Genomic DNA, 19,096 nt, shown 5'->3' with positions numbered 1-19,096 from the left:
AGCGTCGGTGCAGGTGGGAGCGTCAGACGACGCCGTACAGGCGGTCGCCCGCGTCGCCCAGCCCGGGCACGATGTACGCCTTCTCGTCGAGCCGCTCGTCGACCGCGGCGACCACGAGCTGGACGTCGACGCGCTCGCCGACCGCCTGCTCCAGCACCTGGATGCCCTCCGGGGCGGCGAGCAGGCACACGGCCGTGACGTCGCGCGCACCGCGCGCGAAGACGTAGTCGATCGCGGCGACGAGCGTGCCGCCCGTCGCGAGCATCGGGTCCAGCAGGAACACGTGGCGGCCCGTGAGGTCGTCGGGGAGACGGTTCGCGTACGTGACCGCCTCGAGCGTCTCCTCGTCGCGCTGCATCCCGAGGAACCCGACCTCCGCGGTGGGCAGGAGGCGGGTCATGCCGTCGAGCATGCCGAGGCCCGCGCGCAGGATGGGCACCACGAGGGGGCGCGGCTCCGCGAGGCGGACGCCGACCGTCGTGGTCACGGGCGTCTCGATCTCGTGCGGCTCGACGCGCACGTCCCGCGTCGCCTCGTACGCGAGGAGCGTGACCAGCTCGTCGACGAGGAGCCGGAACGTCGAGGACGTCGTCTCCTTGTTCCGCAGGACGGTCAGCTTGTGGGCCACGAGCGGGTGGTCGGCGACGTGCAGGCGCATGGTGACAACGGTATCGGACCGCGGGCCGTCTGCCGTACCGGCCGGTAACGGATCCGCGCGCGGGCAGGCGCCCGGTCGCTAGCCTGGTGCGGCCCGCCCTTACCGACCGGAGGTCCCGTGCCCGACGACGTCGCCCACCCCGGCGAGCCGGCCCACCCGGGCGGCCCCGCCCGCTCGGGCGATCCCGCGCACCGGGGTGACCCCGTGCACCCGGAGGAGGGGACGGCGTCGGGCACCGTGCCGCGCGGGCTCGCGCTCCCCGCGACGGAGGGCGCGTTCCCGCCCGACACGGTCGCGGGTCGCCGCCGCACGTGGGACGCCCTCATGGGTCTCGCGCTGCACGAGGCGACCCACGCGCTCGCGAGCGCCGACGTGCCCGTGGGGGCGGTCGTCGTCGGGCCGGACGGGCGGCTGCTCGGCGTGGGGCGCAACCGGCGCGAGGAGACGGGCGACCCGACCGCGCACGCCGAGGTGCTCGCGCTGCGTCAGGCCGCCGCGACGTGGGGGGAGTGGCGCCTCGAGGGCTGCACGCTCGTCGTCACGCTCGAGCCGTGCGTCATGTGCGCGGGCGCGCTCGTGCTGGCGCGCGTCGAGCGGCTCGTGCTCGGGGCGTGGGACCCGAAGGCCGGTGCGACCGGCTCGGTGTGGGACCTCGTGCGCGACCAGCGCGCGAACCACGCGGTCGAGGTCGTCGGCGGCGTGCGCGAGGACGAGTGCGCGCGGCTGCTCCGCGACTTCTTCGGCGCGCAGCGCTGAGCGCACCCCCTGTCGTCGCGGTCGCGGTGGGGAGGAAGGACGGCGCCGGGTCTACCATCCGGCGCCTCGTTCCTCGGCGCCTCCCGCCAGGCCCGCCACGACCCAGCGCCGTCCTTCCTCCCCACCGCTCGTGGGTCGGTGGCCTCAGCGCGCGAGCGCCTCGGCGAGGGCGGTGAGGGTCTCCGTGGTGCCGGCCTCGATCTTGAGCGTCGCGAGCGGGTCACCGCGCGTCCAGCCGCGGTTGACGATGACGACCGGCTTGCCGTCCTTCGCCGCGTGCCGCACGAACCGCAGCCCGCTCAGCACCGTGAGCGACGACCCTGCGACGAGGAGCGCGTCGCCCTCGTCGACCATCGCGAACGCGCGGTCGACCCGCTCGCGCGGCACGTTCTCCCCGAAGTAAACGATCTCCGGCTTGAGCACCCCGCCGCAGAACTCGCACGGCGCGGGCCGGAAGTGCGACGTCTGCTCGATCACCGCGTCCGCGTCCGGCGCGATCTCCACGTCGCCGACGTCGCCGACGCTCTCCAGGAACCCCGGGTTGAGGGCGGTCAGGCGCTCGGCCAGGTGCTCGCGCGAGATGACGCGTCCGCACTGCAGGCAGATCACCCGGTCGTAGCGGCCGTGCAGGTCGATGACGTTGCGGCTGCCCGCGTCCTCGTGCAGCAGGTCCACGTTCTGCGTGATGAGCCCGACGAGCACGCCCGCGTCCTCCAGCCGCGCCAGCGCGCGGTGGCCCGCGTTCGGGTGCGTGCGGTGCACGTGCTGCCAGCCGACGTGGTTGCGCGCCCAGTAGTGGCGGCGGAACGCCTCGTCCTGCACGAACTGCTGGTACGTCATGGGGTTCCGCGGCGGGGAGTCCGGGCCGCGGTAGTCCGGGATCCCCGAGTCCGTCGACACGCCCGCGCCCGTGAGCGCCGTGACCCGCCGCCCGCGCAGCAGCTCCACCGCGTCCTCGACCGTCCCCGTCCGCGGCGCCGGCTCCGCGCCCGCCGGCGGCTGGCTCGGCCGCCACGCGAGGCGCGACGACAGGGTCGGGACGGCGGACGGCAGGTCGGCGGCCGACGTCGCCACGTGCGCGGGGGAGGCGGTCGTCGGTTCGGTCGGGGACGGTGCGGTCGGGTCGGTGGGCACGTCTCCCACGGTACGACGGGAGCGGCGCACGAACCCCGGTCCGCCGAGGTAGCCCTGGTCACCCCGAGGGAGCCCCGAGGCCCCGCGAGGTGGACCCGAGGCCTGCCCAGGTAGAGCCGTGGTTCCGCGAGGTAGAGCCGTGGTTCCGCGAGGTAGAGCCGTGGTCTTGTGCCCGACGGCGCGGGGTCGGGTCCGCATGGTGGTGCCGCCTCGCTGGTGGCCGGCTGAGGCGCACTCACCGCGGGCGACCGACCGCCGTCGGGCACGACGGTGCTCCAACGCGAGGACGCGGCACGACCAGGGCAAGGGCTCCCCGCGACCATGAGGCCGCGCGGACCGGAGTGGGAAAGATCCTTGGCGCACTCCTTCCGGTGCCCGGCCGCGGTTCTCTCGCGGATGACCTCGGCTCTACTTCGCGCGACCACGGCTCTACCTCGCGTGAGAACGGGTCTGCTGCGCAGGACCACGGCTCTGCCTCGCGGGACCAGGGCTCTACCTCGGCAGAGCGCTCGGGCTGGGATCCCGCATCGGACGACTCGCGGTCAGGACTCGGTGGTCTCGTCCTGGGCCGCGGTGCCGTCCTGGGCCGTGCCGTCCTGGGCCGTGGTGCCGTCTTGCGTGCCCGGGCGGGTGGGGCGGCCCCCCATGCCGCCGCCGGTCCACTCGCCCGCGACGGCGGCCACCGAGCCGGCCGGAGTGGTCACCGTGTAGGTCTCGCCGGTCGACACGTCGGGGGAGGAGACGACGACGTTCGCCGTCGCCTTCGTGACGGAGAGCTCGGCGACGACGGTGCCGTCGGCCGCCGTGACGGTGACGGTGTCGCCGGCGCTCGCGGAGACGTCGGCGGCGAGCCAGCCCTGCTCGGAGTCCGTGGCCGGGACGACGACCATCCCCGCGCTGCCCGCCGCGACGAGCGAGCCGCCGCTGACGGTGAACGTGCCGTTCACGTCGAGCGCGCCGTTGCCGTCGTTCGTCGGGCCCTGGACGACCGTCTCGCCGCCCGTGACCGTGAGCGAGCCGTTCGAGTCGATCCCGTCGCCGCCCGCGTCGATCGTGAGCGTGCCACCGGAGATCGTCAGCGACGAGCCGTCGTCGGCGTCCATCCCCCCGGCACCGCCGCCCGCACCGCCACTCCCGCCGCCGGGGCCACCCTGCGGCAGGTCGGCGCCGTCGGGCGGCTCCGTACCGTCGGGCAGCTCGCCGCCCTGCGGGGGCTCGGGCAGCTCGCCGTCGGCCGGCATCTCCGGGGGCGTGCCGCCGGTCGTGCCGCCCGGTGCACCGTCCGGCGGCTCCGGCATCGTGCCGTCGGGCGAGCCGCCCGATGCCGCGCTGCCCCCTGCGGTGTCACCCGCTGCCGTGCCGTCCGCTGACCTGTCGCCCGCTGCCGTGTCGCTCTCGCCGGTGGCGGTCGTCGACCCGACCGTCGCGTTGAGGCCGTCGTCGCTCGCCGTCACGCGGACGTCACCGCCGGAGATCGTGAGAGTCGCGCCCTCGATGCCCTCCACGGACGTCGTGACGGTGAGATCGCCGCCGGAGACGGTGACGTCGCCGTCGGCGTGCACGCCGTCGTCGCCGGACGACAGCTCGACGGTCCCGCCCGAGACGGACACGGCGCCGTCCGAGTGCAGCGCGTCGTCGGCGGCGTCGACGGTGACCGTCGCGTCGTCGCCGACCACGACCCCCACGTCGCCCTTGAGGCCCTTCGCGGAGGCGTCCTCGCTCAGGTCGGCGCCCGCGCCGCCGGCCGCGGTGACGGTCAGCGTGCCGCCGGAGACGACGACGTCCGTCACCGCCTGCACGCCGTCGTCGCCGGACGTGACGGTGACGTCCCCGCCGCGCACGTCGACGAACCCGAGGGTCTCGTCGCCGTCCTCGGTCGACTTCAGCCCGTCCTGCGCGGCGGTGACGTCGAGCGTCCCGCCCGTGACGACGAGGTAGTCCTTGCCGCGCAGGCCGTCGTCGCCCGCGTCGACGGTGAGGTCGCCGCCCGCGACCACGAGTCCGTCCTTGGAGACGATGCCGTCGTCCGCGTGCGACGTCACGCTGAGCGCGCCGTCGCCGCCGACCACGAGGTCGGCCGTCGAGAACAGCGCGCCGTCGGGCTCGCCGTCGGCGTCCTGGTCGGAGGAGGTCTCGGCGTCGGTGAGGCTGTTCGTCGAGCCGTCGGCGAGGACCACCGCCACCTTCTCGGCGTCCTGCACGTTCACGGCGGCGTTGGTCGTCGCGGTGATCTCGGCGCCGTCGAGCACGAGCTGGACGAGTCCGTCCTCGGCGGTGTCGACGACGACCTGGCCCTCCAGCGTGCCGCTCAGCACGTACGTGCCGGGGGCGGTCACGGTGACGGTCGCGCCGTCGACGGTCACGCCGTCGCCGTCCACGGTGGCGGTGCCGCCGTCGAGCGCGACGGTCGTCGCCGACGCCTCGTCGACCGCGAGGTCGGCGTCGTCCACCGTCACCTCGGCGTTGTCGGCGCGCGACTCCTCGGGGGTGAGGCCGGCGACGGCGTCGGACGCGGCGGTCGTCCTGTCGCTCGCGGTCGTACTCGCGCTCGCGGACGTGTCGTCCGTGGCGGCGTCGCTGCCCAGGACCGAGCAGCCGGCGAGGACGGCGGCCGCCGCGGCCGCGGTGAGGTACGTGAGGGGTCGTCGGATGCGCATCACAGGCTCCTGTCGTCGTGCCCGGGGGTGCGGGCGGGGTGTCGGGCGAGGTGGTGGTCGGGAGTCCGGTCGGACGTCGTGCTGCCCGGGGAGGGGGTGAGGTGGCGGCGGATCACGCGCCGCCAGGGGCCGTCGGGCAGGTCGGGGCGCAGCAGCGCCAGCCCGGTGCCGTACTTCGAGATCCGCTCGGGGCGGTGCCCGTGCCGCCACAGCAGCCGGTCGAGGTCCGACGGCGTCGAGCCGCCCTTCGTCTCGACGACCGCCAGCTGGGTGACGGGCCAGGAGAGGGGCCGAGCGCCGTCGGGCCGGTCGAGCTCCCACGTGAGCCCGGTGTCGACGGTGGCACGCGCGGCGCCGTCGGGCCGGGGGAGCAGGAGTGTCGTGCGGCGGTACCGCGACACGAGTCCGGGTGCCAGCGCGTGCTCCGGCACGCCGTCGATGCCCTCGGCGGTGAGCGTCCGGTGGACGAACTCCTGCCCGCCGTCGAGCGCCGTCGGGCAGTCGTGCGCGACGCGCTGCTTGAGCGTCGTGCCGCGCGCGGCGCGCGTCTTGACCTCGAGGAAGCTCGTCCCGGAGTCGAGGTACGTGCGCGTGCGGACCTTGAAGCGCCGACGGCGGCGCGTCGCCGTGAGGCGGAACGACGCGAGGTCGGGCGTGTCGAAGTACACCGACTCGTACGCCGAGCTGCGCGCGCCGTCGATCTCGAGGACGCGCGCGGCGGTCGTGCGGGCGAGGGCGTCGAGCACGGCGACCGCGTCGTCCACCGGCAGGACGTACTTGCGGTCGACCCGGGTCAGCAGCGCGGCCGTCCCGACGAGCTCGTCGAGGTCCACCCCCGCGAGCGGGTGCAGGGCGGCGCGCACGCGGTCGTCGGCCGGGAGGGTCTGCGGGCTCATGCGCGCACCCCCGTCCGGGCGGGGAGACCGTCCGGGGCCGTGGCGGCCACGCGGAGCGGCGCGGCCTCGGCCGCGAGCGGGGGGACGTCGTCGGGCAGGACCGCGGGACGGGCCGGGCGCGTGCCCCGGCGCGGCGTACGCGGCGCGGTCCAGCGGACGTCGACCCAGGTCGTGTCGTTGACGAGGTCGAGCCGCTGCACGCTCACCCCGCGGACCTCGGCGCCGAGCAGCTCCTCCAGGTAGCGCGTGAGCTCGGCCGGGTCGGCGAGGGCGCGGTCGACGACGACGGTCTGGCTCTGCGCGCGGCGCAGGACGCGCGGGTGGTCGACGACGGCCATCACCCCGACGACGAGCGCCATGCCGGCGAGGGACAGCCAGCCGGTGGTCGCGCCGAGGCCGCCGAGCAGGCCGAGCGCGAGGGCGGCGAAGTAGTAGGCGACCTCGGTCTGCGAGAGCTCGGTCGAGCGGAGGCGGATGATCGACAGGACGCCGAAGAGCCCGAGCCCCAGACCGGCGCCGACGGTGCTCGTCGCGAGCGTCGCCGCGACCGCGAGCACCCCCACGTTGACGCCGAGGTACGCGACGACGAGGTCGCGGCGGCGGTGCCGGGGGAAGTAGAGGCCGAACGCGAGGACGGTGACCGCGACGAGGTCGACGAGGTACAGGACGGGCTGGGACACGAGGCCTCCGGGTGCCGGGGCGCTGGGCGCCGTGGTCGAGGACGTCCCCCATTCCGCCGGTCGACCCTGTGCGACCGCTGTGGAGGGCACAGGGCGTGTGTATGAGTTCCCTCGGGGCCTCTCGACCGCGCGATCCACGCTGCTCGGCACAGGTGGTGACCGGCGTCACGACCTCGCGCCCAGGCGGTGATGTTAGCCTCACCTAAGTCACCGACGAGAGGTTGTCATGTCGACCACCACCGCGCCCGCCCCGCGGCGCGCCCGCCCCCAGACGGTCCTCGAGGTCCTCGAGACCGCGTGGCTCTCCCCGCACCTCGTGCGCGTCGTGGCCGGGGGCGACGGGTTCGCCGCGTTCACGACGAACGAGCACACCGACAAGTACGTCAAGATCTACTTCGCCAAGCCCGAGCTCGGGCTCGAGCCGCCCTACGACGTCGCGGCGCTGCGCGACACGCTCGCGCCCGAGGACGTGCCCGTCACCCGCACGTACACCGTGCGCTGGGTCGACGAGGCGGCGCAGCGGCTCGCGATCGACTTCGTCGTGCACGGCGACGAGGGCCTCGCCGGGCCGTGGGCCGCGCGCGCGAAGCCCGGCGACCGCCTCGTCCTCTCCGGCCCCGGCGGCGGGTACCTGCCCGACCCGGCCGCCGACTGGCACCTGCTCGCCGGCGACGACTCCGCGCTCCCCGCGATCGCCGCCGCGCTCGAGGCCATGCCGCGCGACGCCGTCGGGCACGCCGTGCTCGAGGTCGGGACCGAGGCGGACCGCCTGCCGCTCGAGGCGCCCGACGGCGTCGAGGTCACCTGGGTGCTGCGCGGCGACGCGCCCGCCGGGACGACGACGCTCCTGCCCGACGCCGTCGCCGACCTCCCGTGGCGCGAGGGCCGCGTCCACGTCTTCGCGCACGGCGAGCGCGGGGCCATGAAGGCCCTGCGCCGCGTCTTCACCGAGCGCGGCGTGCCGCGCTCCGACCTGTCGCTCTCCGGCTACTGGGCCTACGGCCGCGCGGAGGACCGCTTCCAGGCGGAGAAGCGCGAGCCCGTCGGCCAGATCTTCGAGGACTGAGGAGTCCCATGCACCGCACCAGCACCACCCGTCCCCGCCGCGCGCTCGCGGCCGTGTCCGCGCTCGCCGTCCTCGCGCTCGCCGCGTGCTCGTCCGGCGAAGGCGACGCCGAGGTGTCGCCCTCGGGCAGCGCGACCACCGACGGCGCCGCGGACACCTTCCCGGTGACCATCCCCACCGCGTTCGGCGACGTCGAGATCCCCGAGGAGCCGGAGCGCGTCGTCGCGCTCGGGTGGGGCGACGCCGAGACCGCCCTCGCGCTCGGCGTCCAGCCCGTCGGCGCGAGCGACTGGCTCGCGTTCGGCGGCGACGGCGTCGGCCCGTGGCTCGCCGACGCGTACGACGAGTCGCCGGAGATCATCGGCACCCTCGAGCCGTCGTACGAGCAGATCGCCGTGCTCGACCCCGACGTCATCCTCGACGTGAAGTCGTCCGGCGACCCCGAGCGGTACGAGCGGCTCTCCGAGATCGCCCCGACCGTCGCCATCCCCGAGGGCGGCGAGGCCTACCTCACGCCCATGGAGGACCAGGTCGGCATGATCGCCGCCGCCCTCGGACGCAGCGAGGCCGGCGACGAGCTGCTCGCCGAGGTCGACGACGCGTTCGCCGCCGCGCGCGACGAGCACCCCGAGTTCGCGGGCAAGACCGCCGTCATCGGGTCGTACTGGGCCGAGGGCTTCGGCGCCTACGTCTCGACCTCCAGCCGCGGCGAGTTCATGCAGGGCCTCGGGTTCGACACCAAGCCCGAGATCGACGAGGCCGCCGGCGAGGAGTTCTCCGCGACGCTGGGCACCGAGAACGTCGACCTGCTCGACGCCGACCTCACCGTCATCCAGCCCATCGGCTTCACCGCCGCCGACGTCGAGGCGCTCCCGATCTTCCAGACCGTGCCGTCCGTCGCCGACGGCCGCTACGTCGTGTTCGACGACAAGGACCTCTCCAACGCCTTCTCGCTCGGCACGCCCACGGCCGTGATCTACGCGATCGACAACGTCACCCCGCTGTTCGCCGAGGCGCTCGCCGGGAAGTGACGCCCGTGCCCTCCGACGGAGTGCGCGACGCCGGCGCGGTCCGGCGGCGGGTGCGGCCCGACGACGCGGCGTGGGCCGGGTGGTCCGGCTTCGCGCGGGCTCGGGCGGGGCGCGTGTGACCCGGCGCAGGACCGGCTGACCGGCCGATTCGGTGTCCGGGGGTGTGACCAGGTATCCTTCCTGGGCCGGGTATCCCGGCGAGGTAGCGTGTCCGAGCGGCCTAAGGAGCACGCCTCGAAAGCGTGTGTGGGTGAAAGTCCACCGTGGGTTCAAATCCCACCGCTACCGCCACCCGAAGGGCCCCACCCGCAGAAACCTGCGGCTGTGGGGCCCTTCGTCGTACCCGGTCGCGCTGGGGCGTACGCCAACGACGCGGCGCGATGAGTTCCCCTCCGCACCGCGGTCTGCCGTGCAGACCGCCGGAGCCAAGGAGGACGCGATGAAGCTGTTGCTCACGTCAGGGGGAGTCACCAACCCGACCATCGAGGGGGCGCTCGTCGGGCTGCTGGGCCGGCCGATCGGTGAGTGCTCGGCGCTGTGCATCCCGACGGCGTTGTACGGCCACCCGTGGGTGGGGCCGGGGAAGAACGCCCGGGACTTCATCACGGGGGAGTCGGACCACATGGCGGGTCTGGGGTGGGGGTCGGTCGGCGTGCTGGAGCTGACGGCGCTGCCGAGCATCCCCGCGGACCGCTGGGTGCCGCTCGTCCGGGAGACGGACGTGCTGCTGGCTGCGGGCGGTGACGCGGGGTACCTGGCGTACTGGATGCGACGGTCGGGGTTCGCGGACCTCGTGCCGTCGCTCACCGACACGGTCTACGTCGGGATGAGCGGCGGCAGCATGGCCCTGACGCCGCGCATCGGCGAGGAGTTCGTGGGGTGGGAGCCCCTCGACGGCGAGGACGCGACGCCCCTGGGGCTCGTCGACTTCTCGATGTTCCCCCACCTGGGCCACCCGGACCTGCCCGACAACACGGAGGCCGCGGCGCGGCGGTGGGCGGCCACCCTGGGCAGGCCGGCCTACGCGGTCGACGACGAGACCGCGTTCGTGGTCGACGGCGCGGTCGAGGTCGTGTCCGAGGGCGTCTGGCACCGCCTGACGTGACCCCGCGCCGGCTCGACCCTCGCTCCGGCGTCGGGGCGACCCTCACACCGACCGGCGCGACGCCCGCACGACGGCCGTCGCGGACGCGAGACCGAGCACGAGGAACGCTCCGGCGACGAGCAGCGATCCGCGGGTCGCGTCGGCGAACCCGGACGCGAGCTCGTCGACGACCTCGGGTTCCTGCGGGCCGAGCTCGCCGTGGGTGCCCTCGGCGCGCAGCTTTGCGATGACGTCGCCGGCGGAGCCGCTCGTCGCGTCGGCGAGGCGCGTGACCTCGGCGTCGGGCAGGCCCTCGCCGTCGAGGGCCGCGGGCACGGCGCTCCCGAGCAGGACGGCGAGCGCGGTCCCGACGAGCGCGGTCCCGAGCGCGGAGCCGACCTGCCGCGCCGTCGACTGCGTGGCGGAGCCCTGGCCGGACTCCTCGGCGGGGACCTGCACGAGGGTCGTGCTGGTGAGCTGCGCGGAGGCGAGGCCGAGCCCGACGCCGTAGACGACGAGCAGGGCCGCGAGCAGCCACGGGGAGACGGTCGCGGTGACCGTGAGCGCGACGGCGGCGACCCCGACGATCTCGAGCGCGAGGCCGATGACCACGACGAGCGGGGCGCCGACGGCGGCGGCGAGGTGACGCGCCGACGCGCCGGAGAGGAACGCGCCGAGCGCCATGGCCGCGAGCACGAGCCCGGCGCCCATGGTGGACAGCGCGAGCACGTTCACGAGGAAGAGCGGCAGGACGAAGATGATGCCGAACTCGCCGACGGCGACGGTCGTCGCGGTGACGTTGCCCCACCGGAACGTCGGGATGCGGAAGAGCGTGAGGTCGAGCAGCGCGGACCGCCGCACCCGCGCGCGGTGCCGCTCCCACACGACGAAGAGCACGAGCAGGAGCAGCCCGGCCGCGAGGAAGACCGGGGTCGGCGAGACGGGCGCGGACGCCGGCCAGGTCGCCCCGAGCAGCTCGACGTCACCCTTCGGGCTCCACCAGCCGAACGTCTGGCCCTCGATGAGCCCGAACACGAGCGCGCCGAACCCGAGCGCAGACAGCAGGAGCCCGACGAGGTCGAGCCCGGGGGCGAACGCGTGCGCCCGGGTCTCGGGTACCCAGAGGTAGGCGCCGACCACGACGAGCGCGCCGACGGGGACGTTGACGAGGAAGATCCACGGCCACGTGAACGACGTCGTGATCCACCCGCCCGCGAGCGGGCCGACCGCGGCGGCGCCGGAGATGACGGCGCCCCACACCCCGAACGCCGCGGCCCGGTCCTTGCCGCGGAACGTCGCGTTCACGGTCGACAGCGTCGAGGGCAGGATCGCGGCCGCGCCGAGGCCCTGGGCGAGCCGCCCGACGATGAGCGAGCCGCCGTCGTCGGCCGCGGCGGCGAGCAGCGACCCGGCGAGGAAGACGACGACGCCCACCACGAGGAGCCGTCGTCGCCCGAGCCGGTCCCCGAGACGGCCCGACGAGAGCAGCAGCGCGGCCAGCACGACGGCGTACGAGGCGCTGATCCACTGCGCCTCGCTCAGCCCGAGGTTCAGGTCGGCGACGATGTCCGGGACGGCGACGGCGACGATCGTCCCGTCGATGACGACCATCGACAGCGCGACCGCCAGGACGACGAGCGCGCGCCACCGGTTGGCGTGGGCCCGCGGGTCGACGGCGGGTTCGTCGTCCTCGGGCGGTTCGGTCTGCGGCGCGTTCCCCTGCACGGACTCCACGGGGCCTCCCTCGTGTCGTGACGCGGCCCTGCGTCCAGGATCGTCGCGAGCGCAGGGGAGCGCATCAGCAGCGCCGGGCAGGTCAGGCGCGGTAGCGCGCGACCGCCCCGGCTGCGAGGTCGCGCCACGGGAGGGGCGTCGGGCCGTCGTCGCCCGCGACGGCGCAGCGCGCGCGGGAGGCGAGCGCGGCGTCGTAGAGCGCCAGGAGCTCGGCCGCGAGGGCGTCGGGGTCCGCGGCGCCGGTCGCGGCGGCGAGGTCGCGCAGCCGGTCGACGAGCAGCCGGGTGTCGGCGGCGAGCCACCGGTACGCGGGGTGCTCGGGGTCGGTGACCTCGACCGCGGCGGCGAGGAACGCGCAGCCGCGGGTGCTCGTCGCGGTGGGGAAGCCGTCGAGCGCGTCGAAGACGGCGAGCGCCCGCGCGTCCGCGTCGTCCCCGCAGCGGTCCAGCGCCGCGTCCCAGACAGCGCGCCAGCGCTCGTGCCGCCGTTCCAGGTAGGCCGCGACGAGGTGGTCCTTGCCGGCGAAGTGCGCGTACAGGGTCGCGGGGGAGACCTCGGCGCGGCGGAGCACGGCGTCGACACCGGTCGCCGCGATGCCGTGCTCGACGAACAGCGCTTCCGCGGCATCGAGCAGGCGGTCGCGGGCCGGTCGGCGTGCGTCGGTCCGGGGCATGGGGATAGCGTAACGATCACTATGCTGAAACGATCGTTACACTCAGCCGCACCCGCCCCCGGTCGTCTGGTCGCCGCGGGGACCGGCCTCATCGCGGTGACGTACGGCGTCGTCCGCTACGGGTACGGCCTCCAGCTCCCGGCGCTCACGAGCGAGCTCGGTCTCTCGTCCGCCACCGCGGGCGCGATCGCCGCGGGCAGCTTCGCCGCCTACTGCGCAGCCGCGCTCGGGGCCCAGCGCGTGCTGGCCCGACGCTCCCCGCGCGCGGTCGTCCGGGCCGCAGCGGTGCTCGCCGCGGCCGGGGCGGTCCTGGTCGGGCTGTCGTGGTCGTCCGCGAGCCTCGCGGCGGGCGTCCTCGTCGCGGGCAGCGCCGCCGGTGCGGCGTCGCCCGCCCTCGTCGCCGCGGTCGGTTCGACGGTCGACCGCCGTCGGGCCGGGCGCGCGCAGGCCGTCGTGAACTCGGGAACGGGCGTGGGTGTCGCGCTCGTGGGCGCCGCGACGCTCGTCGCGCCCGACGTCTGGCGGCCCGCGTGGTTCGCTGCCGCGGTCGGGGCGATCGTCACGGCGGCGCTCGTCGACCGGAGTGCGCGCTGGCCCGCGGCCCCCGAGATGCCGCCCGCGTCCCGCGGCGCGGGCGGGCGGTCGCTCGGGCGCGCCGGCGTCGCCGCTGCGGTGGCCGGGATCGGCAGCGCGGCCGTCTGGACGTTCGGGCGCGACCTCGTCACCGTGACCGGTGGCCTCCCCGGCCGCACGACGGCGGCCCTCTGGTGCCTCCTCGGCGTGGCGGCGGTCCTCGGCGCGTTCAGCGGCGACGCCGTCCGCGTGCTCGGCCTCCACGGCGCCTGGGTCGTGACGGCCGTCGCGACGGCGGCCGGCACCGCCGCGCTGGCCCTCGCCCCGGGCAGCGTGCCCGTCGTCGCCGTCGCGGGCGCGCTCTTCGGCGGCGCCTACACCGCCCTGAGCGGCGTCCTCATCGCGTGGGGCACCGTGCTGCGCCCGCACGCCGCCGGGCGCGCGACCGCGACCCTCTTCGTCGCGCTCACAGGCGGGCAGGCGGTCGGCGCGCTCGCGACGGGCGGGTTGAGCGACGTCGTCGGGCCGCAGGCCGCGTTCTGGGTGGGCGCGGCGTTCCTCCTCGTCGCGGCCGGGGTCGTCCCGCGGCTGCCCGACGGCCCGGGGCCAGGTCCGCAGCGCGCCGAGGGCCCGGCGTCGGGCAGGACCGGGACGGGGACGGCAGGCCCGGACGGTGCGCGGACGCGCACCGCGTGCAGGGGCGCAGCGGTCCCTGGCTACGCGTCGTCGTCCGCGGGCGAGGTGCGCACGGGCTCGCCGTCCGGGCCGAGCGGCTCGACGAGCGCGAGCTCCTCCGCCTCCGGGTCGACCCAGCGCTGGTAGCCCGGTCCGGTCCGCGCCGTCTCGAAGCGGACCGCGACGCGGCCGTCGTCGCCGACGCGCACGACCCACCCGCGCCCGTCGGCCGGGGTCGCGACGTCGAGGCCGGGCGCGAGAAGGGCGGCCGTCGCCCGGACGGGCCCCGGGGCGGACGGCGGTAGCACCTGCTCCGCACCGGTCGCCCCGGCGTCGGCTGGCTCAGCGGCCAGAGCCTCGACGCCCACCGCCTCAGCACCCACCGTCCCGGCAGCGACCGGACCAGCAGGGTCCTCCGGCGCGTCCGTGCCGAGCGGGAGCATGAGCTGCGCGTGCTCCGACAGCGCGTGGAACGCGACCCCGAGCAGACGGACGGGCTCGGTGACGTCCGCGAGGCGGAGCGCGCGGTGGGCCGCGTCGCGGAGGGCGCCCTCGTCGGTCGTCGGGCGGGAGAGCGTGACCGAGCGGGTGAGGGTCGTGAACGACGCGAGGCGCACCTTGACCACGACGGTGCGCGCCGCGACGGCGTGCCGCTCGAGGCGGGCGAGCGCGGCGTCGACCACGGGATCGAGCGCCGCGGCGATCGCGGACCGGCCGTGGAGGTCGGTGTCGAACGTGTGCTCCGCGCCCGCGGACTTGCGCTCACGGACCGTGGAGACCGGGCGGTCGTCCCAGCCGCGCGCGATCCGGTAGAGGTTGGTGCCGCCCGCCTCGCCCGCGACGAGGAGCAGCGTGTCGAGCGGCTGACGGCGCAGGTCGGCGACCGTGCGCACCCCGAGCTCGTCGAGCCGCGCGGCCGACACCGGACCGACGCCCCAGAGCGCCCGCACGGGCAGGTCGAGCAGGAAAGGGTCCTCGTCGTCGGCCCCGACGACCCGGACGCCGCCCGGCTTCGCGGCCTCCGAGGCGAGCTTCGCGACGAGCTTGGACCGCCCGAGCCCGAGCGAGACGGGCAGGCCGCTCAGCTCGCGCGCCCGCTCGCGGATCCCCGTGGCGAGCGCCTCGAGGTCGGTCTCCGGCCCGACGGCCGCGGCGACGTCGGCGAACGCCTCGTCGATGCTCACGGGCTCGACGAGGTCCGTCACCTCGCGCAGCGCCGCCATGATGCGGGCCGAGTAGGCCGAGTACGCGGCGAACCGCGGCACGACGACGACCGTGGACGGCGGGCACAGCCGCCGCGCCTGCTCCATCGGCATCGCCGAGCGGGCGCCGTACTGCCGGGCCTCGTACGACGCCGTCGCGACGACGCTGCGCGGCCCCACGCCGCCGACGAGCACCGGGCGCCCGCGCAGCGACGGGCGCTGGTGCTGCTCGACCGCGGCGAAGAACGCGTCGGCGTCGAGGTGCGCGATCGTCGGACGGGCGCGCAGCACGGGGGCGTGCGGCGCACGGTCGAAGCTCACCGCCCTACTCTGCGCCCTGCCACCGACAGCGGTAACAGTTTCGTTCGGACCCTGGCGTGACGGGGACGCGCGCGGGTATCTTGCAGGAGACCGAACAAATCCCGGGATCCCCAGCCCGGGCCGAAGAGCAACGAGGCCTTCATGACCGATCGATCGACACCCAGCGCGGCTGCCCCCGGCCGCTCGCTCGCCAGGACCTCGCCAGCGCGCTCGCGCGTGGTCGCGGCCTCCGCCGTCGTCGGGGCGCTCGCCCTCACGGCCGCCACCTTCGCGTCGCCCGCCGCGGCGGCGCCCCAGCCCACGACGAAGCCGGCGGCCTCCGTCGCCGGGCCGTCGGACATCAACGGGTTCCGCAGCGTCGGCTACGTCATGGCCGACTCGCGCGTGACCCGCGACTTCCACGTGGCCGACCTCGTGCGCACCGGAGCGATCGAGGACCTCACCCACATCAACTACGCGTTCGGCAACGTCACGACCGACCTGGTGTGCGACATCGCCGACGTCCCCGGCGAGGGCGACCCCCTCAACGACTTCGTCGCGGAGGTCCCCGCCGCGGACTCCGTCGACGGTAAGGCCGACAAGCCCGGCCAGAAGCTCGCCGGCAACTTCAACCAGCTCAAGAAGCTCAAGGCCGTCAGTCCGGAGACGAAGATCCTCGTCTCCCTCGGCGGCTGGACCTGGTCGGACAACTTCTCCGAGGCGGCGTCCACGGCCGAGGGTCGTACGCGGCTCGTCGACTCCTGCCTGGACCTCTACATCGACGGCAACCTGCCGGTCGTCGACGGCAAGGGCGGCCCCGGCGTCGCGGCCGGCATCTTCGACGGCATCGACATCGACTGGGAGTGGCCGGTCACCGGCGGCGAGACGGCGAACGCCCGCCCGGAGGACAAGGAGAACTTCCTGCGCCTCATGGAGGAGTTCCGCGCCGAGCTCGACGCGCGCGGCGCGACGACCGGCCAGGACTACCTGCTCACGGCGTTCGCGCCCGCGGGCGGCTGGAACGCGGGGCAGGGCGGCTGGCTCGACCCGCGCCTGTTCGCGGTCGTGGACTTCCTCAACGTCCAGGGCTACGACTTCCACGGCGGCTGGGTCCCGGACAAGACGGGTCACCAGGGCAACCTGCACCCCGACGGCGCGGAGAACTGGGGCCTCGGCCTCGACGGCGCGCTCGGCATGTACGTCAAGGCGGGCGCGGACCCGTCGCAGGTCAACGCGGGCCTCGCGGCCTACGGCCACGGCTGGTACGGCGTGAAGGACGGCACGAAGGGCTGGCAGCCCGCCGCCGGGTACGTCGGCACCAAGACGTACGCCGAGCTGCGCTCGTTCGGCGGGAAGAAGTTCTTCGACCCGAAGATCGGCGCGAGCTGGCTGTACAACGGCGACCAGTGGTGGAGCTACGACGACCCGGCGTCCGTGACGGCGAAGGCCGAGTTCGTCGCGACGCAGGGCTACGGCGGCGCGATGTGGTGGGACCTCTCCGGTGACTACCGCAACGAGCTCGGCAACGCCCTGGGCTCGACGCTGCGCGCGGCGACCCCGGGCCCCGGCGTGGCCGAGGAGTGCGCGGTGCCCTGGTACGGCACGGGCGTCTACACCGGTGGTGAGGTCGTCTCGCACGAGGGCACGGAGTACAAGGCCCAGTGGTGGACCCGCAACCAGGAGCCGGGCGCGAGCAACGCCTGGAAGAAGATCGGCCCCTGCGGCACCGCGCCCGAGGTCGAGGCGGCGGTCTGCGCCCCGGCCTGGTCGCGCGAGGCCGTCTACACCGGCGGGCAGACCGTGTCCCGTGCGGGCGTGAACTACACGGCCCAGTGGTGGACGAAGGGCGAGCTCCCCGGTTCCGTGACGTGGGGCTCGTGGGACCCGGTGGGTCTGTGCGAGTGATCTGACGGCTGGTCCGAGCGCCGCGTGCGCCCGGACCGCCCCCGCACGACGACGGCGGGCCCGGTCTTCGGACCGGGCCCGCCGTCGTCGTGGTCGGGGAGCGTTTCGTGGATCCGGCGCCGGGAGCGCTACCCCCAGGGTCTCAGCGCTTCGAGCGCAGGTCCCGGCGCAGGTAGTGCCACGCGAGGACGCAGCACACGATGCCGTTGAGGAGTCCCACGACGACGTCCGCGGGTCCGTGGGCGCCGCGGTAGAGCCGCGAGAGACCCACGCCGAGCGGCACGAGGCAGCACAGCACCGTCACGACGACGCGCAGGACCGGGTTCGTGATGCGCTGCGCGAGCAGGGCGAGCGTCAGGTAGAACGCCGCCGATGCGCCCGTGTGCCCGGAGGGGAAGCTGGACGTCGGGGGCGCCTCGTCGAGCCGCGAGACGTCGGGCCGCTCGCGCCCCACGACGATCGACGACGTGAGGAAGATCAGCGCCTGCAGCGCGACGGCGAGCGCGGGCACGAGGGCGAACCACCACTGCCGGGTGCGCCACCACACGAGCGCGACGGTGAGCAGCGTGCCGCCGATGATGAACTCGGTCGTGCCGATGAGGGAGAGCACGTCGGTGACGGTGTCCCAGAACGGCGTGCGCCGTTGCTCGAACCACCGGTTGACCGCGACCTCGCCCGGCAGGTCGCCGAGCGGCCCGGTGACGAGGAAGCCCGTCGCGACGATGACCACCCACAGCACCGCTCCCGGGAGGAACGCCCGCAGGCCGACGTCGCGCAGCACCTCCTTCGCCGTGGGGCGGGTCGTGTCGAGCTCGTAGCGGTGCACGAAGGGATGCATCAGACCTCGTTCCTGGGAGTGTCACCGGAGGGACGGCCGGACCGCGCGGCGGTCCACCCGTGGAAGCCGACGGCGGACGCCCCCGCGACCGCGCCGCCGAAGAGGATCCCGCCGACGACGTCGGACGGGTAGTGCGCGCCGAGCAGCACGCGGTCGGCCGCGGTGACGAGGGCGAGCGCCGTCGCGCCGCCGACCACCGCGACGCGGCCACGCCGCCCGAGCAGCGGCCAGACGAGCACGCTGAGCGTCACCCCGACCGCCGCCGCGTTCATCGCGTGACCCGAGGGGAAGCTCGCGCCCGGCACGGTCGACACGGCGTCCTCGAGGACGGGCCGCGCGCGGCCGACGACCTCCTTCGCGCCGAGCCCGAGGGCCCACGCGCCCCAGATGGTCCCGGCCGCCCAGGCCGCACGCGGCCCCAGGCCGTGGCGCCGCCACGCCCAGACGCACACGCCCATCGCGGCGAGGTTCATCCACCGTGCGGCGAGCGCCTCCTGCCCGACGAGGAGCGCGCGCTCGAGCGCAGGGCGCTCGCCGGCGAACCGGGTCGCCGCGGCGACGGCGGCGCGGTCCGCGTCCACGACGACCCCCGACTCCGCGCGCACGAGCCAGGCGAGCGCGAGCACGGGGAGCGAGGCCGCGACCCCGTACGCCGCCGCCCGCCACAGGGCGCGGTACGGGGTCCGGTCGGCTGGCACCCCCGGACAGTAGCGGCACCCCCGTGACGTCGCGCGCGGGAGCGGGTGCCTCGCGTCAGGCGGGGAGCGCCGCGACCGCCTCGATCTCGACGAGCGCGCCCGGCCGCGCGATCCCGACCCGCAGGACGGTCACGGCGGCGGGGTGCGGACCCCAGACCTCGCCGACGGCGGCGAAGCCCTCCATGAGGTCGGCCTCGGGGTCGAGGTAGACGGCGAGCCGCGCGACGTCCTCCGGCCCGGCGCCTGCCTCGGCCAGCACGGCGAGGACGTTGCGCAGCGCCTGCGCCGTCTGGGCCGCGATGCCGCCCTCGACGATCGCGCCGTCCGCGTCGGTGCCGTTCTGTCCGCCGACGTAGAGCGTGCGACCGGTCTCGACGATCGTGCCCTGCGAGAACGCCGGGTTGCGGTGCAGCCCGGCAGGATTGAGGTGCGTGACGCTCGGCGTGGTCATGGTCGTCCCCTCCTGCGGTCCCGGTCCTGGTGCTGCCGACGCTACGCCGTGCCTCCGACAGACCCCGACAGACCCCCGACATGCC

17 protein-coding genes and 1 tRNA gene are annotated in these 19,096 nt (G+C 75.4%); 7 read left to right on the top strand and 11 right to left on the bottom strand.

Annotated elements, in window-relative coordinates:
• Positions 1-22: 22 nt before the first annotated feature.
• Positions 23-658, bottom strand: a complete 636-nt coding sequence (gene upp, locus ACZ4MO_RS16025; protein WP_175009296.1) for a uracil phosphoribosyltransferase — start codon at positions 656-658, stop codon at positions 23-25.
• A 324-nt stretch (positions 659-982) separates the two neighbouring features.
• Here upp and ACZ4MO_RS16020 point away from each other — a divergent pair, with 324 nt between their 5' ends.
• The gene (locus tag ACZ4MO_RS16020; protein WP_074804208.1) at positions 983-1,414 is read left to right on the top strand and encodes a nucleoside deaminase; all 432 of its coding nucleotides are present in this window, start codon (positions 983-985) and stop codon (positions 1,412-1,414) included.
• A gap of 144 nt (positions 1,415-1,558) precedes the next feature.
• Here the strand turns inward: ACZ4MO_RS16020 and ACZ4MO_RS16015 are convergent, their stop codons facing one another.
• The 4 genes from ACZ4MO_RS16015 to ACZ4MO_RS16000 form a co-directional block, all read right to left on the bottom strand.
• Entirely contained in the window at positions 1,559-2,362 is an 804-nt protein-coding gene (locus tag ACZ4MO_RS16015; protein WP_255437295.1) for an NAD-dependent protein deacetylase, read from the bottom strand.
• A 728-nt stretch (positions 2,363-3,090) separates the two neighbouring features.
• Positions 3,091-5,205: a carbohydrate-binding domain-containing protein gene (locus ACZ4MO_RS16010; RefSeq protein WP_175009295.1), complete on the bottom strand. Its 2,115-nt coding sequence runs from the start codon at positions 5,203-5,205 to the stop codon at positions 3,091-3,093.
• Positions 5,205-6,101 carry a VTC domain-containing protein gene (locus ACZ4MO_RS16005; protein WP_175009294.1) on the bottom strand — a complete coding sequence of 299 codons (897 nt, stop codon included), beginning with the start codon at positions 6,099-6,101 and terminating at the stop codon, positions 5,205-5,207. The genes ACZ4MO_RS16010 and ACZ4MO_RS16005 overlap by 1 nt, the downstream gene beginning before the upstream one ends.
• Positions 6,098-6,781 (bottom strand): DUF4956 domain-containing protein, encoded by a 684-nt coding sequence (locus ACZ4MO_RS16000; RefSeq protein WP_175009293.1) that lies wholly within the window; start codon positions 6,779-6,781, stop codon positions 6,098-6,100. The genes ACZ4MO_RS16005 and ACZ4MO_RS16000 overlap by 4 nt, the downstream gene beginning before the upstream one ends.
• Positions 6,782-7,007: 226 nt before the next feature.
• Between ACZ4MO_RS16000 and ACZ4MO_RS15995 the strand changes: the two genes are divergently transcribed.
• The 4 genes from ACZ4MO_RS15995 (at position 7,008) to ACZ4MO_RS15980 (ending at position 9,983) form a co-directional block, all read left to right on the top strand.
• A complete protein-coding gene (locus ACZ4MO_RS15995) occupies positions 7,008-7,847 on the top strand; it encodes an SIP domain-containing protein (RefSeq protein WP_175009292.1) in 840 nt (279 codons plus the stop codon).
• Between the two features lie 8 nt (positions 7,848-7,855).
• Complete coding sequence (locus tag ACZ4MO_RS15990; RefSeq protein WP_175009291.1) at positions 7,856-8,878, top strand: ABC transporter substrate-binding protein; 1,023 nt, start codon at positions 7,856-7,858, stop codon at positions 8,876-8,878.
• A gap of 201 nt (positions 8,879-9,079) precedes the next feature.
• A tRNA-Ser gene (locus ACZ4MO_RS15985) sits at positions 9,080-9,169 on the top strand.
• A gap of 148 nt (positions 9,170-9,317) precedes the next feature.
• Positions 9,318-9,983, top strand: coding sequence for a Type 1 glutamine amidotransferase-like domain-containing protein (locus ACZ4MO_RS15980; RefSeq protein WP_175009284.1), 666 nt, complete (start codon positions 9,318-9,320; stop codon positions 9,981-9,983).
• A 42-nt stretch (positions 9,984-10,025) separates the two neighbouring features.
• On the opposite strand, the gene ACZ4MO_RS15975 is transcribed toward ACZ4MO_RS15980, so the two are convergent.
• Both ACZ4MO_RS15975 and ACZ4MO_RS15970 read right to left on the bottom strand, forming a co-directional pair.
• On the bottom strand, positions 10,026-11,696 hold the full coding sequence (locus ACZ4MO_RS15975) for a DHA2 family efflux MFS transporter permease subunit (protein ID WP_175009283.1): 1,671 nt from the start codon (positions 11,694-11,696) through the stop codon (positions 10,026-10,028).
• Positions 11,697-11,778: 82 nt separating this feature from the next.
• Complete coding sequence (locus ACZ4MO_RS15970; protein ID WP_175009282.1) at positions 11,779-12,369, bottom strand: TetR family transcriptional regulator; 591 nt, start codon at positions 12,367-12,369, stop codon at positions 11,779-11,781.
• 21 nt (positions 12,370-12,390) lie between these two features.
• Here ACZ4MO_RS15970 and ACZ4MO_RS15965 point away from each other — a divergent pair, with 21 nt between their 5' ends.
• Positions 12,391-13,764, top strand: coding sequence for an MFS transporter (locus ACZ4MO_RS15965; protein WP_175009281.1), 1,374 nt, complete (start codon positions 12,391-12,393; stop codon positions 13,762-13,764).
• On the opposite strand, the gene ACZ4MO_RS15960 is transcribed toward ACZ4MO_RS15965, so the two are convergent.
• Positions 13,659-15,140 carry a DNA polymerase IV gene (locus tag ACZ4MO_RS15960; RefSeq protein WP_186810450.1) on the bottom strand — a complete coding sequence of 494 codons (1,482 nt, stop codon included), beginning with the start codon at positions 15,138-15,140 and terminating at the stop codon, positions 13,659-13,661. The genes ACZ4MO_RS15965 and ACZ4MO_RS15960 overlap by 106 nt on opposite strands.
• A 141-nt stretch (positions 15,141-15,281) precedes the next feature.
• Between ACZ4MO_RS15960 and ACZ4MO_RS15955 the strand changes: the two genes are divergently transcribed.
• Positions 15,282-17,024 carry a glycosyl hydrolase family 18 protein gene (locus ACZ4MO_RS15955; RefSeq protein ID WP_175009279.1) on the top strand — a complete coding sequence of 581 codons (1,743 nt, stop codon included), beginning with the start codon at positions 15,282-15,284 and terminating at the stop codon, positions 17,022-17,024.
• A gap of 142 nt (positions 17,025-17,166) precedes the next feature.
• On the opposite strand, the gene ACZ4MO_RS15950 is transcribed toward ACZ4MO_RS15955, so the two are convergent.
• Genes ACZ4MO_RS15950 through ACZ4MO_RS15940 form a run of 3 tightly spaced genes read right to left on the bottom strand, consistent with a single transcriptional unit; the run spans position 17,167 to position 19,011 of the window.
• Entirely contained in the window at positions 17,167-17,862 is a 696-nt protein-coding gene (locus ACZ4MO_RS15950) for a phosphatase PAP2 family protein (RefSeq protein WP_074803200.1), read from the bottom strand.
• A complete protein-coding gene (locus ACZ4MO_RS15945; protein WP_175009278.1) occupies positions 17,862-18,560 on the bottom strand; it encodes a phosphatase PAP2 family protein in 699 nt (232 codons plus the stop codon). Before ACZ4MO_RS15945 ends, ACZ4MO_RS15950 begins: the two co-directional genes overlap by 1 nt.
• A 55-nt stretch (positions 18,561-18,615) precedes the next feature.
• Positions 18,616-19,011 (bottom strand): RidA family protein, encoded by a 396-nt coding sequence (locus ACZ4MO_RS15940; RefSeq protein WP_074803194.1) that lies wholly within the window; start codon positions 19,009-19,011, stop codon positions 18,616-18,618.
• Positions 19,012-19,096 lie beyond the last annotated feature (85 nt).

The sequence above is a fragment of the Sphaerisporangium cinnabarinum genome, from assembly GCF_055567015.1.
The sequence above is the reverse complement of the archived record's forward strand: the minus strand, read 5'-3'. Positions and strand labels throughout refer to the sequence as shown.